Here is a 14,592-nt window from a genome sequence, read left to right on the forward strand (position 1 = left end):
AATGGAAACCCGGCAGGGCCGAGGCCCTCCCACGCACAGCTCGCCATTAAGCATGCTTAAAAATGTGCGCCATTCTAAACCCGGACGACCAAGCCCGGTCGCTGATTCGTCAGCAACCGCCAGATCCTAGCCAGCGCACGTCCGACGGACAACCTGCAAAACCTGTCGGAAACTTCCGTGAAAACACCACCATGTAGGAGCTGCCGTAGGCTGCGATCTTTTGATTTTTAAACAGCAGGATCAAAAGATCGCAGCCTCGTTGCACTCGTCAGCTCCTACACGAAACCTTCGAGTGTTTAAAACTTAGGTGGCAACGCGAACGCCGGCCAGGCTTCCGGTCAATTCATACGCGACCAATTCCGCCTGATGCGCTGCCAGTATCTCCGGCAACGATCCGCGCAAATATTCCACCCAGGTCTTGATCTTCGCATCCAGATATTGGCGCGACGGGTAGATCGCGTAGAGGTTGAGTTCCTGCGAGCGGTAGTTCGGCATCACGCGCACCAGGGTGCCGTTGCGCAGGCCTTCGATGGCGGCGTACACCGGCAGCACGCCGACGCCCATGCCGCTGGTGATCGCGGTTTTCATGGCGTCGGCGGAGTTCACCAAAAATGGCGAACTGTTGATGGTGACCGTCTCCTGGCCGTCCGGGCCGTCGAAGGCCCATTTCTCCAGCGGGATCACCGGGCTGACCAGACGCAGGCAGGCGTGGTTGAGCAGGTCGCTGGGTTTCTGTGCGGCGCCGTTGGCTTTCACGTAGGCCGGCGAGGCGCAGACGATGCTGTAGGTGATGCCCAGGCGTTGCGAGACGAAGCCGGAATCGGGCAGTTCACTGGCCAGCACGATCGAGACGTCATAGCCCTCATCGAGCAGGTCCGGCACGCGGTTGGCCAGGGTCAGGTCGAAGGTCACGTCAGGGTGGGTCTTGCGGTAGCGGGCGATGGCGTCAATGACGAAATGCTGACCGATGCCGGTCATGGTGTGCACTTTCAACTGGCCGGCCGGGCGTGCATGGGCATCGCTGGCTTCCGCTTCGGCTTCTTCGACATAGGCGAGGATCTGTTCACAGCGCAACAGGTAGCGCTTGCCAGCCTCGGTCAGAGCGATGCGCCGGGTCGTGCGATTGAGCAGACGGGTTTGCAGATGGGCTTCGAGGTTGGAAACCGCGCGCGAGACGTTCGCGGTAGTGGTGTCGAGTTGCACGGCGGCGGCGGTAAAGCTGCCCGCTTCGGCAACACAACTGAAGGCGCGCATGTTTTGCAAAGTGTCCATGGGGTGCTCTCAAGGGAGATGGCAAATTGTGACACGAAGTTTCAGGGGCTGAGACCCCCGACCAAGGGATTATCTCGTTAACCGTAACAAAGATTCACAGAAATCCCAGCTTATCGCCGTCAAGGCAGCTCCATAGAATTGCGCCGTTCCCTTTAGGCGCTGCCGAAGGCTGCGATCTTTTGATTTTGTTTTAAGGGAATCAAGATCAAAAAATCGCAGCCTGCGGCAGTACCTACACGGTCCTCGATCTATCCCTCTCTCAGGAATTCGCAGCTGTGCCGCGTCGCATCAACAGAGCGCTTTTGCCGCTCAGTGTTCTGGCTTTAACCCTGGCTCTCGGCGGCTGCATCTCTACTCAAGGCATTGCCCCTTACGGCGAGACGCTTGCGGCCGATTCACTGACCACCGATGCAGCCATTGCCGAGGCCGCCAAAGACGCGCACTGGCCCAGCGCACAATGGTGGCGGGCGTTTGGCGATGCGCAACTCGATCGCTGGATCGACCTCGCCGTGCAAGGCAGCCCGAGCATGGCCATGGCCGCCGCGCGGGTGCGCCAGGCCAGGGCGATGGCAGGTGTAGCCGAAGCTGCCGAATCATTACAGGTAAGCGGCGAATCGAGCCTCAAGCGCCACAATTGGCCGACCGATCAGTTCTACGGCCCCGGCGAACTGGCCAACACCACCACGTGGGACAACAACGCTGCGCTTGGCTTCAGCTACGCCCTCGACCTCTGGGGCCGCGAGCGCAATGCCAGCGAACGGGCGGTGGATATGGCGCATGTGAGCGTGGCCGAGGCACGGCTGGCGCAACTGGAACTGCAGAACAACATCGTCCGCGCCTACATCGAGTTGTCGCTGCATTACGCCCAGCGCGACATCGTCGCGGCGACGCTCCAGCAGCAACAGCAGATTCTTGATCTGGCGCAGAAACGCCTGAGCGGCGGCATCGGCACGCATTTCGAAGTCAGCCAGGCCGAAACGCCGCTGCCGGAGACTCATCGCCAACTCGATGCGCTGGACGAGGAAATTGCCCTGAGCCGCAACCAGATCGCTGCGCTGGCCGGCAAAGGCCCGGGCGCGGCTGCGCAACTGCGACGGCCGACGTTGTCCCTCGCGGCGCCGTTGAAGTTGCCCTCGGCGTTGCCTGCCGAACTGCTCGGCCAGCGCCCGGACGTGGTCGCCAGTCGCTGGCAGGTGGCGGCGCAGGCGCGCGGTATTGATGTCGCCCACGCCGGGTTTTACCCCAATGTCGATCTGGTCGGCAGCCTCGGCTACATGGCTACCGGCGGCGGAGCGCTGGAGTTTTTGACCGGCAAGAAACTCAACTACAACGTCGGCCCGGCGATCTCGTTGCCGATCTTCGACGGCGGTCGACTGCGTGGCGAATTGGGTGAAGCGGCGGCCGGTTATGACATCGCCGTGGCGCACTACAACCAGACCCTGATCAACGCACTGAAGAACATCTCCGATCAGTTGATCCGCCGCGAGTCGATGGACAAGCAGCAGGACTTCGCCGCCGAATCCGTGGCCGCAGCGCAAAGGACTTACGACATCGCAATGATCGCCTATCAACGCGGGCTCACCGATTACCTCAACGTACTGAATGCGCAGACGTTGCTGTTCAAGCAACAGCAAGTGCAACAGCAGGTGCAGGCAGCGCGGTTGAGTGCGCATGCCGAGCTGGTGACGGCATTGGGCGGTGGCCTCGGTGCGGGTGATGACGTGCCGACTTCTGAACAGACCGCAGTCCCGAAAACCCCGGCCCTTTTACGGTGAACGCAAGACCCAATGTGGGAGGGGGCGTGCCCGCGAAAGCGGCGGATCAGTCGACGTCAATGTTGACTATGAAAACGCCTTCGCGAGCAAGCCCGCTCCCACAGGATCCGGGTCACGCCGACTTTTCTGAGCAAAATTCATGACTCCCTTGCCCGCCCCAATACGCTGGCTCCACTCCCTGGAATGGCGTCGCGGTTTTTTCGACTGGGCACGCAGCGATGGCGTGACCTGGGTGTATATCTTCAAGGTATTGCTCGCCGCATTCCTCACGCTGTGGCTGGCCATGCGTCTGGAACTGCCGCAACCGCGCACGGCGATGATCACCGTGTTCATCGTCATGCAGCCGCAGAGCGGCCAGGTGTTTGCCAAGAGCTTCTATCGTTTCCTTGGCACGCTGGCCGGGTCGGCGATGATGGTCACGCTGATCGCCTTGTTCGCGCAGAACACTGAACTGTTTCTCGGCTCGCTGGCGATCTGGGTCGGCATCTGCTCGGCCGGTGCCGCGCGTTGCCGCAACTTTCGCGCCTACGGTTTTGTCCTGGCCGGTTACACCGCTGCGATGGTCGGATTACCGGCGCTGGCCCATCCCGACGGCGCCTTTATGGCGGCAGTCTGGCGAGTGCTGGAGATCTCGCTGGGGATTGTCTGTTCGACGCTGATCAGCGCCGCGATCCTGCCGCAGACCGCCAGTGCGGCGATGCGCAACGCCTTGTATCAGCGCTTCGGTGTGTTCGCCCTGTTCGTCACCGACGGCCTGCGCGGGCGCAGCAAAGCCGAGGCGTTCGAAGCCAGCAACGTGCGATTCATTGCCGAAGCCGTCGGTCTGGAAGGCTTGCGCAGCGTGACCGTGTTCGAAGATCCGCACATGCGCCGGCGCAACGGTCGTCTGAGTCGTTTGAACAGTGAGTTCATGGGCATCACCACGCGCTTCAACGCCTTGCAACAGTTGCTTGAACGCCTGCGCGGCAATGGCGAAGAACATGTCGTGGCAGCGATCAAACCGGGTTTGCAGGACCTCGCCGAAGTGCTCGACGGCTTCAGCGGTCGCGCCTTGACCAGCCCCGACGCTGCACGTTTGGCCAGCGCGCTCGCGACCTACAAGGAAGGCTTGCCGACGCGGGTGCGCACCCTGCGCGGGATCTTTCAGGAAACCGGTCCAAGCGACGCCGAACAACTGGATTTTCACACCGCTTACGAATTGCTCTATCGCTTCGTCGATGACCTGCACAGCTACGCGCAGACTCACGCGTCCCTGGCCGATCACCGCCACGAACGTGAACGCTGGGACGAGCCGTTCACGCCGCAAACCAACTGGTGGGCGGCCGCAGCCTCGGGGATTCGCGCCTCGTTCATCCTCGTCGTGCTGGGCAGTTACTGGGTCGCCACCGCGTGGCCGAGCGGGGCGACCATGACCCTGATCGCCGCCGCCACCGTCGGCCTGTCCGCCGCCACGCCGAACCCGAAACGCATGGCATTCCAAATGGCCTGCGGGACCTTTCTCGGTGCGTTGATCGGCTTCGTCGAGATGTTTTTCATCTTCCCGTGGATCGACGGTTTCCCCTTGCTCTGTGTGATGCTTGCGCCAGTGATCGTGCTCGGTTCGTTCCTCGCTTCGCGGCCGCAATACGCTGGGGTGGGTCTGGGCCTGCTGATTTTTTTCAGTACCGGTTCAGTGCCGGACAACCTCACGATCTACAACCCCTACACTTTCATCAACGACTACATCGCAATGGTCATGGGCATGCTTGTGTGTGCTGCGGCGGGGGCGATCATTCTGCCGCCGAACAGCCGCTGGTTATGGCAGCGGCTGGAGCAGGATCTGCGCGGGCAAGTGGTCTATGCGATCAGCGGCAAGCTCAAAGGCCTGGCCTCGCGTTTCGAGAGCCGCACCCGCGATCTGCTGCATCAGGCGTACGGCCTCGCCGCCGGACAACCCAAAGTGCAGAAGCGCTTGTTGCGCTGGATGTTTGTGGTGCTTGAGGTCGGCCACGCGATCATCGAATTGCGCAAGGAGCAGGCGATCCTGCCGGTACACCCGGCGTATGCCGAATCGCAACCGTGGCGCCAGGCCATTCGGGTGATGGGCCGCGCGCTGGTGCGCCTGTTCCTGCAGCCGAACGCGAGCAATCTGGAGCGCGCACTGGTCGCGGTCGATCACGCGATCAGCCGCGTCGCCGCCACCGATGAGCCGTTCGCGCCGCACTTCGATACCTCTGCGTTGCGGCGGGTGAAAAGCTATTTGCACTTCATCCGCACCTCGCTGCTCGACCCGCAATCACCGCTCGCCGAATTCGCTTCTGCCAGCTCCGAAGGACTTGCCCATGCCTCGTGAAATCGCCTTCCACGGCGTGTACATGCCGACCATGACCCTGATGTTCTTTGTCGCTGCGGGGTTGGCCTGGGCGCTGGACCGTTTTCTCTCGGGGTTCGATCTGTACCGCTTTTTCTGGCACCCGGCGCTGCTGCGTCTGAGCCTGTTTACCTGTCTGTTCGGCGCCATGGCGCTGACTGTCTACCGTTGACTCTCTGTCTCTATAGAAGGCTCTGATGAAAAAGTTTTTCAGCCTGCTCGCGACCCTGCTGGTACTGGCTCTGGCGCTGTGGATCGGCCGCACCTTGTGGGAGCACTACATGAACACGCCCTGGACCCGCGATGGCCGCGTGCGTGCCGACATCATCAACGTCGCCGCCGACGTCACCGGCGAAGTGGTCGAAGTGCCGGTGCGTGACAATCAGTTGGTCAAGAGGGGCGATCTGCTGATGCGCATTGACCCCGAGCACTATCGCATTGCGGTCAAACAGGCGCAGTCGCTGGTGGCTTCGCGCAAGTCGACCTGGGAGATGCGCAAGCTCAACGCCCATCGCCGCGCCGACCTCGACAATCTGGTGATCTCCAGGGAAAACCGCGACGACGCCAGCAACATCGCCGACGCCGCGCTGGCCGACTACCAACATGCCCAGGCGCAACTGGAAGCGGCCGAGCTCAACCTCAAACGCACCGAAGTGCGCGCCGCGGTGGACGGTTATGTGACCAACCTCAACGTGCATCGCGGCGACTACGCGCGCATCGGCGAGGCGAAAATGGCGGTGGTCGACATGAACTCGTTCTGGGTATACGGCTTCTTCGAAGAGACCAAACTGCCCCACGTCAAAGTCGGTGACCAAGCCGATATGCAATTGATGAGCGGCGAAGTGCTCAGGGGCCATGTCGAAAGTATTTCGCGTGGTATTTACGACCGCGACAACCCGGAAAGCCGCGAGCTGATTGCGGATGTGAACCCGACGTTCAACTGGGTGCGGTTGGCGCAGCGGGTGCCGGTAAGGATTCACATTGATGAGGTGCCGGAGGGCGTTTTGCTGGCGGCGGGGATTACTTGTACGGTGGTGGTGAATCAGGCTACTGCGGATCTCTGAAAGACCGGGTCGCCTGAATCGCGAGCAGGCTCGCTCCTAAGCTGAATCTCCGGCGCGCTGAAGATTGATCGTTCCCACGCTCCGCGTGGGAATGCAGCCTGTGACGCTCTGCGTCACGAATTGGGACGCAGAGCGTCCCGGGCATCGCGCTACCACGCAGAGCGTGGGAGCGATCTTTTCCTAGAGCTTTGCGCGCAGGCCGAAGCGTTTCGTCAAGGTCCATTCAAGTAGTCCTTTGGGCAACAACGTCGCCAACAACGGCAACGCCCGGCTGCCGTTGCCGACGCGGATCAACCGCGGCGGTTTGCTCTGCTGCACGGCCTTCAGCAGCTCAGCGGCAAACTCTACGGCAGGGGTCGGCTTGTCCTGCGAGGCCTTGGCCCGTGCGCGAATGCCTTCACGCAGGGGAAACCACGGCGATTGCTCGTTGATCAGTTGCTCGGCTTCATGCCCGGCATTTTTGGCGAAGCTTGATTGAATCGCGCCGGGCTGGACTTCCATTACACGAATGCCGAACGGTGCCAGTTCCATGCGCAGTGCATCGCTCAAGGCATGCACCGCCGCTTTCGACGCGCAATAGGCACCGGCAAAGGGCGTGACCAAAACACCGGACACGCTGCCAATATTCACGACCAGTCCTTTGGCCCGCCGCAGCACCGGGAACAGCGCGCGGGTGACACCGACGATCGAAAACACATTGGTTTCGAACTGGCGCTGCATGGCCGCGACACCGCCATCGAGCAACGGCCCCATCGCGCCGTAACCGGCGTTGTTGATCAGCACATCGAGGCCGCCGTGTTGCTGGTTCAGACGCTCGGCGAGTTGCTCTAGCGCGGCGCCATTGTTGACGTCCAGCTGAATCGCGGTGAAACCGGCGGCGCTGAGCGCAGCGACGTCTTCAGTTTTGCGTGCGCTGGCCCAGACTTCGTAGCCGGCTGCTTTGAACGCATCTGCGAGGGCGCGGCCGATGCCGCTGGAACAACCGGTAATCAACGCAACGGGCATGGCGCATTCCTTGTGCAAAGAGTAGGGGGAGGGGATCAGTCAGAGAAACTGCCCTGCAAGTGCTCGGCGCGAAACTCCAGGGTTTGCGGGCGATAACCGGGGCGCAGCGGCGGCAGTGGCAGGCAATCTTCCCAGGTCGCGCCGGCCTGCAGTTCGCCGGGGCCACGATAGCGAGGGGCAGTGTATTGATTGTCGGCCAGGTTGACCGTATCGCCCGGCGCGTAGGCGGCGATGCGCCAGCGCAGCTCGGCCAGCGGCACATCGTTGCCGTTGTTCATTTTCAATTGCAGCGGACGATCGGCCGGGCAGTGTTCGGGAGCGTAGGCAATGCGCAGTTCCAGACGCGCCAGTTGCTTGATCTCGCGATTGTCCAGCCACACCACCCACATGGCCACGAAGCCCAGGCCGATGGCAGCGGCCACCGATACCGGCAGCGCTTTGGCCGGGTAGCGCAGCAGCAGGATCAGCCAGGTGATGACCAGCAGAATGCCGATGAACATGTCGGATAACCTCGCAGAGACAGAGAGGCATCCTACCTAAGCGTGGGGGAGGTTGGCGATGGGCATCGGGACTTGGGGAGCTGACCCGGCCTCTTCGCGAGCAGGCCATTACAGGCGACACAGAATCAGGACAAAAAAAGCCCCCGCCCAACCCGCTGCGGATAGGGGACGCAACGGGCTGGACGAGGGCTTCTTGTTTCAGCGAGCGATCACTGCGCGATGGTTTTCACCGATACGCCGCGTTCGATCGGGGTGGAGCGGCCGTAGATATCTTCAAAGCGTTCGATATCGTCTTCACCCAGGTACGAACCCGATTGCACTTCGATGATTTCCAGCGGGATCTTGCCCGGGTTGCGCAGGCGATGCACCGAGGCGATCGGGATGTAGGTCGACTGGTTTTCGGTGAGCAGGAACACGTTCTCGTCGCAGGTCACTTCAGCGGTGCCGCTGACCACGATCCAGTGTTCGGCGCGGTGGTGGTGCATCTGCAGCGACAGGCATGCGCCCGGCTTCACCGAGATGTGCTTGACCTGGAAGCGCCCGCCCATGTCCACCGAATCGTAGGAGCCCCACGGACGATAGACTTCGCAATGGTTCTGGGTTTCGCTGCGGCCCTGCTCGTTGAGCGTGTTGACCATCTGCTTGACGCCCTGAACCTTGTCCTTGTGAGCGATCATCATGGCGTCTTTGGTTTCGACCACGACGATGTTTTCCAGACCGATCACCGAGACCAGTTTGCCGTTGCCGTGGATCATGCAGTTCTTGCTGTCCTGAATGACCACGTCGCCTTTGCTGACGTTGCCGTTGGCGTCTTTCTCGTTGACTTCCCACAGCGACGACCAGCAGCCGACATCGCTCCAGCCGGCGCTCAGTGGCACGACGCAGGCGCGCTGGGTTTTTTCCATCACCGAGTAATCGATGGAGTTGTCCGGGCAGCAGGCGAAAGTGGCTTCGTCCAGAGTGACGGTGTCGGCATCCTGCTGGCTGCGCTCAAGGGTCAACAGGCAAGTGTCATAGATGTCCGGATCATGCTTCTTCAGCTCTTCGAGGAAGCGGCTGGCGCGGAACAGGAACATGCCGCTGTTCCAGTAGTAACCGCCGGACTCGACGTATTCGGTGGCGCGCTTGACGTCAGGTTTTTCGACGAAGTGCGAGACGCGGCTGACGCCTTCCGGCAGCAGCGAATCGCCCGTGGATTTGATGTAGCCGTAACCGGTTTCCGGTTTGGTCGCCGGCACGCCGAACAGCACCATTTCGCCATTTTCAGCGGCAACGGTGGCCAGGGCGAGGGCGCGTTGCAGGGCTTTCTGGTCTTCCAGCACGTGGTCGGCCGGCAGCACCAGCATCAACTCGTCACGGCCTTCATTGACCAGCATCATCGCGGTCAGCGCCACGGCCGGCGCGGTGTTGCGACCAAAAGGTTCCATCAGGATGCGCTGGCATTCGAGTTTGCGAGCGGCCAGTTGCTCGTTGACGATGAAACGGTGCTCTTTGTTGCAGACCACGATCGGCGTGTCCATGCCTTCGAACACCAGGCGTTCGAGGGTTTGTTGGAACAGGGTGTGTTCGCCGGTCAGAGCGAGGAATTGCTTGGGGAATTGCTTGCGCGAAAGAGGCCACAGACGCGAACCGCTACCACCTGACAAGATCACCGGAATCATAATGTTTACTCCATAAAATCAATTTGGTTAGAGCAACGAACGTTGTGTCGTTTCACTCTTGTTTTTGTCTCGTACCCAGAGGCGGGTGGGGTCACCTGTAGGAGCTGCCGAAGGCTGCGATCTGTTGATCTTGATCTTCAAAATCAAAAGATCGCAGCCTCGTTTCACTCGACAGCTCCTACAGGGATCAGCGTCTCTGTGGAAAATTGGTTAGCGAGTCGACACTGGGCGTTTCACCCAGACTGGCGACAGGTTGCTGCCGTTGCCGGTGACGTACAGCACCGCTGCCTCACCGCGCTCCAGGGCGACCGGTTTCACGTCGCCGACTTTCTTGTCGCCTTCGTACAGTGCCAGGCTGACTTTCACCGGGTTGATTTCACGTTCGCCACGGCCCTTGGCGGCCACGTTCGGCACCACTTCGGTCTTGCCGTCAGCGGTCTTCAGGGTCAGCGGTTTGTCGCTGAGGTTCTGTACACGAACCAGGGACTTCTGCTTGTTCTTGAACGGCGGCTCTTCGATCAGTTGTGGCGCGCCGGAAGCGTTGTTGACCAGGGTGTAGTAGTGGTCACCAGCCAGTTTCACCGGCAGGGTCTGGCTGCCGACTTTGGCGCTGTAGTCGCCGCCCGGCATGAAGCTGAAATCGCTGCTGGCCAGTGGCGCGATGTCGCTCAGGTTGGTGCTGCCGACAGTGGCGCTGACTTCAGCGTTGCTGGCGTTGTAGACACGCACGAAGGTCGAGCCTTTCGGAGCGGTCGGACCGTACAGCGCAGCGTCGCCACCGGCGAAAGCTTGAACCGACAGCACGCTCAGACCTGCAACCAGTGCAATGCGTTTTGCGAGACGACGAGGAGTAGTAGTGAAAGTCATGGTGTACCTCTCTTTCAGTTTTGCGCCCGATCGGGCGTCTCGGATTTAGTGTTGATGGCTACGTTTTGTTGGCGGGCGCCGGCTTGTTTGAGCTCTGCGACCCACTGCGGGTCGGCGTCGCCGATTTCGTTGTTCACAGGCAGATATCGTTCAGGAAACTCCCAGATCAGCACCTGTGGCGGGCTGTTCTTGAAGTCATCGCTTTTCAGGTAGCTGAGCATCGGCAGGATCGGGCCATGGCCGTCTTCGGCGTAATTGACCACGTCGCTGTGCAGCGCTTGTTTGAGCGCACCGACGAAGTTCCAGTTCGGGTTGGCGCTGTAGCTGGTGCCGATCAGTGCGACCGGTACTTCGCTGTTGGCGAACAGCGCGTCGTCACCGGCAGGCTGCTCGGCGGCAACGGTGTTGCGTTTGAGCAGTGGCTCAGGCGCCGGCATCATGTTTTCGAACAGCGGATCGAGCGGCAGGAACAGACGCAGATCGCCCTTGTGCGTGACCTGCTCTGCTGGCGTGGTGACAAAGCGCTGTGGCTCGCCGCTCAGCGGGAATTTCTCGGCAATGGTTTTGGCCAGGGTGTTGGCGGCGATTTCGGCGCCTTCCGGCGTCCAGTGGGTGTCGGTGCGCAGGAACACTTGCTGACCGTTCTGCTTGGCCTGTTGCAGCGGGCCGAGCAGGTCAGGGGCGAGGATCTTGTCGGCCGCGACACGGGCGTGGAAATCCTGATACAGGTTCTGGTGAATGCTCGAAGGCTTCACTTCATCCAGATGCTCCGGGTACAGACGCACCTTGGCTGGAACGATCGCCATCACCAGTTTCACGCCTTTTTCTTTCAGGGTCTGGCGCACGCCTTCGACCAGCGCGTAGTTGCCTTGCAGGTTCTGCTCTTCATTGACGATCGGGTTGAATTCCTCGTCGCTGTACAGCCACTGGTCGCGGCCGAGCACGACGCCCGGACGACCTTCGTTGAACAGTTTGAAATCCAGCGCGGCCCAGAGGTTGGTGCCCAGGCGCTTGATCGGAAATTCATCGTCGTAGTGGGTTTCCACCGCCTTCGTCCAGCGGCCGTTTAGCACCGTCGCATCGGCGTTGGTGCTGAAGCCGAAGAAGCTGCGAACCGACCACAGACCCAGGACCAACAGTGTCACCAGGAACAGGGCGATGTAGAAGATGCGTAATGAGCGGGTCATGTCAGATCCCTCAGAACTGGAAGTAAAGGAACGGCGAGAAGCTTTGCGCCGAGAGTTTGAGAATCGAGGCAATGAACAGCAGCAGGATCAGCCCGCGCATCACGTAGCGCGACCAGTCCGCGGTCCAGTAGGCCGGTTGCACCTGGGCTTCGACGCCGACGGTGTAGCCAGGTTCATGGATGCTCGCCGGGTTTTCGCCAGGCGCTGCCTTGATCATTCCAGGCGTGGCAGTCGCAGGACCATCGGCCTCGACGTTGACCGCAGGTTTGGTCTTGGCTGGCGGCTGATTGGTGTACAGGTCACGCAGGCCGAAGAACGCCAGCGTCACGTAAGCCACCACCAGAGTCGCCACTTGCAGACCGGTGAGGCTGGCCTGATTGAGTTCCGACAGCGACCAGTCGCCGAAGCTGAACATTGCGCCGTACATACGCCCGGCAACGTGCAGGTTCTCGGCACGGAAGATCACCCAGCCCATTACCACCAGCAGGAAGGTCAGTGCCCAGCGGATCGGGTTGAGGCTGCGCGGTGAGGTGTTAAGGCCCAGCGCTTTTTCGATCGCCAGCCACATGCCGTGCCAGGCGCCCCAGACGATGTAGGTGATGTTCGCGCCGTGCCACAGACCACCGAGCAGCATGGTCAGGAACAGGTTGCGATAGGTCATCAGCGTGCCTTTACGGTTACCGCCGAGGGTGATGTACAGGTAGTCACGCAGCCAGGTCGACAGGCTGATGTGCCAGCGGCGCCAGAACTCGGTGATCGACTGGCTGATGTACGGCTGCTTGAAGTTTTCCATGAAACGGAAACCCATCATCAAGCCCAGGCCGATGGCCATGTCGCTGTAACCGGAGAAGTCGAAGTACAGCTGCGCGGTGTACGCCAGCGCGCCGAGCCAGGCATCGCCCGTGGTCGGGTTTTGCAGGGCGAAGCAGTGGTCCGCAACAACGGCGAGGGTGTCGGCGATGAAGACTTTCTTGATGAAACCCTGCATGAACCGCGTGCAGCCCTCGGAGAACTTGTCGAGGGTGTGCGTGCGGTTGTTGAACTGGTCGGCCAGGTCGCGGAAGCGCAGCACCGGGCCGGCAATCAGGTGCGGGAAGATCGCCACGAACGCTGCGAAGTCGATCAGGTTACGCGTCGCCGGGGTGTCACCACGGTAAACGTCGATGATGTAGCTGATCGATTCGAAGATGTAGAACGAAATACCGATCGGCAGCAGCACGTGCGTGAGGATGAACGGCTCAAGACCCACCGACGTCATCATCGCGTTGATGCTGTCGACACCGAAGTTGGCGTACTTGAAGTAGCCCAGGATGCACAGGTCGACGGCCACGCCGAGCAGCAGCCAGCGCTGGGCCGGTTTGGTCCTGACGCCGGCGGCACCGACTTTCAGGCCGATCCAGTAGTTCCACAGCGTGACGGCTGCGAACAGCGCGAGGAAGTCCACACGCCACCAGGCGTAGAACACGTAGCTGGCGATCAGCAGCAGCAGGTTGCGATAGCGTTGCCCGCTCAAGTAGTACAAGCCGAGAAAGATCGGCAAGAACAGAAACAGGAACACGTTGGATGAAAATACCATCCCGATCTCTCCATGTTTGAACCAACAGTCAAGGGCCAAAGCCCCCCCAAACCCCCCACGTAAAACCGGAGGGTCAACTCAAAAATCTCAAACCTGACACCGATCCCTGTAGGAGCTGCCGAAGGCTGCGATCTTTTGATCCTGATCTTCAAAAGCCAGATCAAAAGATCGCAGCCTTCGGCAGCTCCTACAGGGTTTTGCGTCTGGCCTTACGAACCTTTGTTGCCCTTTTCATGCGACGGGTCGTAGACCTTGGTCAGGTCGCCGCCAAGACGGAAAGTCTTGAACGGTTGCATGTCGCGCTTCTTCTCAATCACATCAGGAGCGCAGGTGTAGAGCGTGCAAAACGGTTCGAGCCAGGCGAATTTCATGTCCTCTTTCAGATCGGTCATGTCCTGCTCTTTGCCGTTCTTTTCCTCGAATTCATCCGGGTCTTTCACCCCGGACAACACACGATCACCGAGACGCTTGAGCGCGCCGTTGTTTTCCTGACGCAGATCGACACCGTTGACCTGGGCGAAACTGGCGATCATCGCCAGCGGCGGCAGGGCGTAGTTGTGATAGGCGAGGGCGCGTTGCTGGCGCTTGAGTTCGTTGGGCAGGAAGCCATCGGCATCGACTTGATTGACGCCGACCTTGTATTCCTTGACGGCCCAGTCGAACAGGTCGCGGCGGTTGGTGGCGACGGCGGTGGCCATCACCGACCAGGCGGCCCAGTACGAGTGGTTGTTGGTTTTTTCCAGCGGCAGGTTGTCCCAGTCGCTGACCACCTGATCGGCCATTTTGCTGAACCACGCCTCGATCAACTGCGCTTCCTGCTGATGCTGCGCGAGTGGATGCGAGTCGGAGAACTTCAGGCGAATGTACGAAGACGCCATGCTGCCCAGCGCCCATTTGCGCATCGACTTGCCGGTGTGGTTGAAGTCTTTGGACATCAAGGCATCAGCCTTGGCCCACGCGGTCAGCCAGTTCAGCGTGCATTCGAGCTGCTCCGCACGACCGTCGCGCATGAACTGCATGACGCGCTTGGCGGTGCCGCGTTCCAGCGTGGTGATGTCTTTGGTGGTGTCGCGAAAGGCTTGTTCCGACTTGACGTTCAGTGTCGCGCGGGCCTTGTCCGAACCTTCGTATTTGCTGCGAAATTGCAGCGGGCCGGTGTACGGCGCCGGCATCGCATCGCAACCGTCGCTTTTGTCGCCGCTCTTGAATTTATCCACCGGGGCGAAGTAGCCCTGTGGTGGACGCAGTGGCGCGGCGGCCTGAGTCGCCCCGGCGAACATCGCCAAGGTCAGCAGGGAAGGCGCGAGCAGGTGTTTGATCGTTCGATTTCGCATA

General features: G+C 60.7%; 12 protein-coding genes. 4 read left to right on the forward strand and 8 right to left on the reverse strand.

The features are described 5' to 3' along the window. Nucleotides 1-303 precede the first annotated feature (303 nt). The gene (locus CXF97_RS15850) at nt 304-1,272 is read right to left on the reverse strand and encodes a LysR family transcriptional regulator (RefSeq protein WP_039759257.1); all 969 of its coding nucleotides are present in this window, start codon (nt 1,270-1,272) and stop codon (nt 304-306) included. A gap of 275 nt (nt 1,273-1,547) precedes the next feature. On the opposite strand from CXF97_RS15850, the gene CXF97_RS15855 reads away from it, so the two are divergent. The 4 genes from CXF97_RS15855 (at nt 1,548) to CXF97_RS15875 (ending at nt 6,461) form a co-directional block, all read left to right on the forward strand. Beyond that, complete coding sequence (locus CXF97_RS15855) at nt 1,548-3,047, forward strand: efflux transporter outer membrane subunit (RefSeq protein WP_101159300.1); 1,500 nt, start codon at nt 1,548-1,550, stop codon at nt 3,045-3,047. A gap of 139 nt (nt 3,048-3,186) precedes the next feature. Then, a complete protein-coding gene (locus CXF97_RS15865) occupies nt 3,187-5,379 on the forward strand; it encodes an FUSC family protein (RefSeq protein ID WP_101159302.1) in 2,193 nt (730 codons plus the stop codon). Further along, nucleotides 5,369-5,569: a DUF1656 domain-containing protein gene (locus tag CXF97_RS15870; RefSeq protein ID WP_041479478.1), complete on the forward strand. Its 201-nt coding sequence runs from the start codon at nt 5,369-5,371 to the stop codon at nt 5,567-5,569. Before CXF97_RS15865 ends, CXF97_RS15870 begins: the two co-directional genes overlap by 11 nt. 25 nt (nt 5,570-5,594) lie before the next feature. After that, a complete protein-coding gene (locus CXF97_RS15875) occupies nt 5,595-6,461 on the forward strand; it encodes an HlyD family secretion protein (protein ID WP_101159303.1) in 867 nt (288 codons plus the stop codon). Nucleotides 6,462-6,641: 180 nt separating this feature from the next. On the opposite strand, the gene CXF97_RS15880 is transcribed toward CXF97_RS15875, so the two are convergent. The 7 genes from CXF97_RS15880 to CXF97_RS15915 all read right to left on the reverse strand — a co-directional run bounded on the left by CXF97_RS15880 (nt 6,642) and on the right by CXF97_RS15915 (nt 14,591). Further along, nucleotides 6,642-7,466, reverse strand: a complete 825-nt coding sequence (locus tag CXF97_RS15880) for an SDR family oxidoreductase (RefSeq protein ID WP_101159304.1) — start codon at nt 7,464-7,466, stop codon at nt 6,642-6,644. 35 nt (nt 7,467-7,501) lie between these two features. After that, the gene (locus CXF97_RS15885) at nt 7,502-7,966 is read right to left on the reverse strand and encodes a multidrug transporter (RefSeq protein WP_101159305.1); all 465 of its coding nucleotides are present in this window, start codon (nt 7,964-7,966) and stop codon (nt 7,502-7,504) included. 209 nt (nt 7,967-8,175) lie between these two features. Continuing rightward, nucleotides 8,176-9,627 carry a mannose-1-phosphate guanylyltransferase/mannose-6-phosphate isomerase gene (locus CXF97_RS15890; protein ID WP_101159306.1) on the reverse strand — a complete coding sequence of 484 codons (1,452 nt, stop codon included), beginning with the start codon at nt 9,625-9,627 and terminating at the stop codon, nt 8,176-8,178. Between the two features lie 210 nt (nt 9,628-9,837). Further along, complete coding sequence (locus CXF97_RS15895; RefSeq protein ID WP_101159307.1) at nt 9,838-10,494, reverse strand: alginate O-acetyltransferase AlgF; 657 nt, start codon at nt 10,492-10,494, stop codon at nt 9,838-9,840. A 14-nt stretch (nt 10,495-10,508) separates the two neighbouring features. Continuing rightward, complete coding sequence (locus CXF97_RS15900) at nt 10,509-11,681, reverse strand: alginate O-acetyltransferase (protein WP_101159308.1); 1,173 nt, start codon at nt 11,679-11,681, stop codon at nt 10,509-10,511. Nucleotides 11,682-11,691: 10 nt separating this feature from the next. Next, entirely contained in the window at nt 11,692-13,257 is a 1,566-nt protein-coding gene (locus CXF97_RS15905; RefSeq protein WP_101159309.1) for an MBOAT family protein, read from the reverse strand. 209 nt (nt 13,258-13,466) lie between these two features. Further along, a complete protein-coding gene (locus tag CXF97_RS15915) occupies nt 13,467-14,591 on the reverse strand; it encodes a mannuronate-specific alginate lyase (RefSeq protein WP_101159310.1) in 1,125 nt (374 codons plus the stop codon). Nucleotide 14,592 lies beyond the last annotated feature (1 nt).

Origin of the sequence: Pseudomonas sp. Choline-02u-1 (genome assembly GCF_002836515.1) — a bacterium.
In the GTDB taxonomy this organism is placed as follows: domain Bacteria; phylum Pseudomonadota; class Gammaproteobacteria; order Pseudomonadales; family Pseudomonadaceae; genus Aquipseudomonas.

Bases quoted from the DNA above. Each gene is read 5' to 3' on its own strand.
- CXF97_RS15850 (WP_039759257.1), bottom strand. From the start codon at position 1,272: ATGGACACTTTGCAAAACATGCGCGCCTTCAGTTGTGTTGCCGAAGCG.
- CXF97_RS15865 (WP_101159302.1), top strand. From the start codon at position 3,187: ATGACTCCCTTGCCCGCCCCAATACGCTGGCTCCACTCCCTGGAATGG.
- CXF97_RS15870 (WP_041479478.1), top strand. From the start codon at position 5,369: ATGCCTCGTGAAATCGCCTTCCACGGCGTGTACATGCCGACCATGACC.
- CXF97_RS15875 (WP_101159303.1), top strand. From the start codon at position 5,595: ATGAAAAAGTTTTTCAGCCTGCTCGCGACCCTGCTGGTACTGGCTCTG.
- CXF97_RS15880 (WP_101159304.1), bottom strand. From the start codon at position 7,466: ATGCCCGTTGCGTTGATTACCGGTTGTTCCAGCGGCATCGGCCGCGCC.
- CXF97_RS15885 (WP_101159305.1), bottom strand. From the start codon at position 7,966: ATGTTCATCGGCATTCTGCTGGTCATCACCTGGCTGATCCTGCTGCTG.
- CXF97_RS15890 (WP_101159306.1), bottom strand. From the start codon at position 9,627: ATGATTCCGGTGATCTTGTCAGGTGGTAGCGGTTCGCGTCTGTGGCCT.
- CXF97_RS15895 (WP_101159307.1), bottom strand. From the start codon at position 10,494: ATGACTTTCACTACTACTCCTCGTCGTCTCGCAAAACGCATTGCACTG.
- CXF97_RS15900 (WP_101159308.1), bottom strand. From the start codon at position 11,681: ATGACCCGCTCATTACGCATCTTCTACATCGCCCTGTTCCTGGTGACA.
- CXF97_RS15905 (WP_101159309.1), bottom strand. From the start codon at position 13,257: ATGGTATTTTCATCCAACGTGTTCCTGTTTCTGTTCTTGCCGATCTTT.
- CXF97_RS15915 (WP_101159310.1), bottom strand. From the start codon at position 14,591: ATGCGAAATCGAACGATCAAACACCTGCTCGCGCCTTCCCTGCTGACC.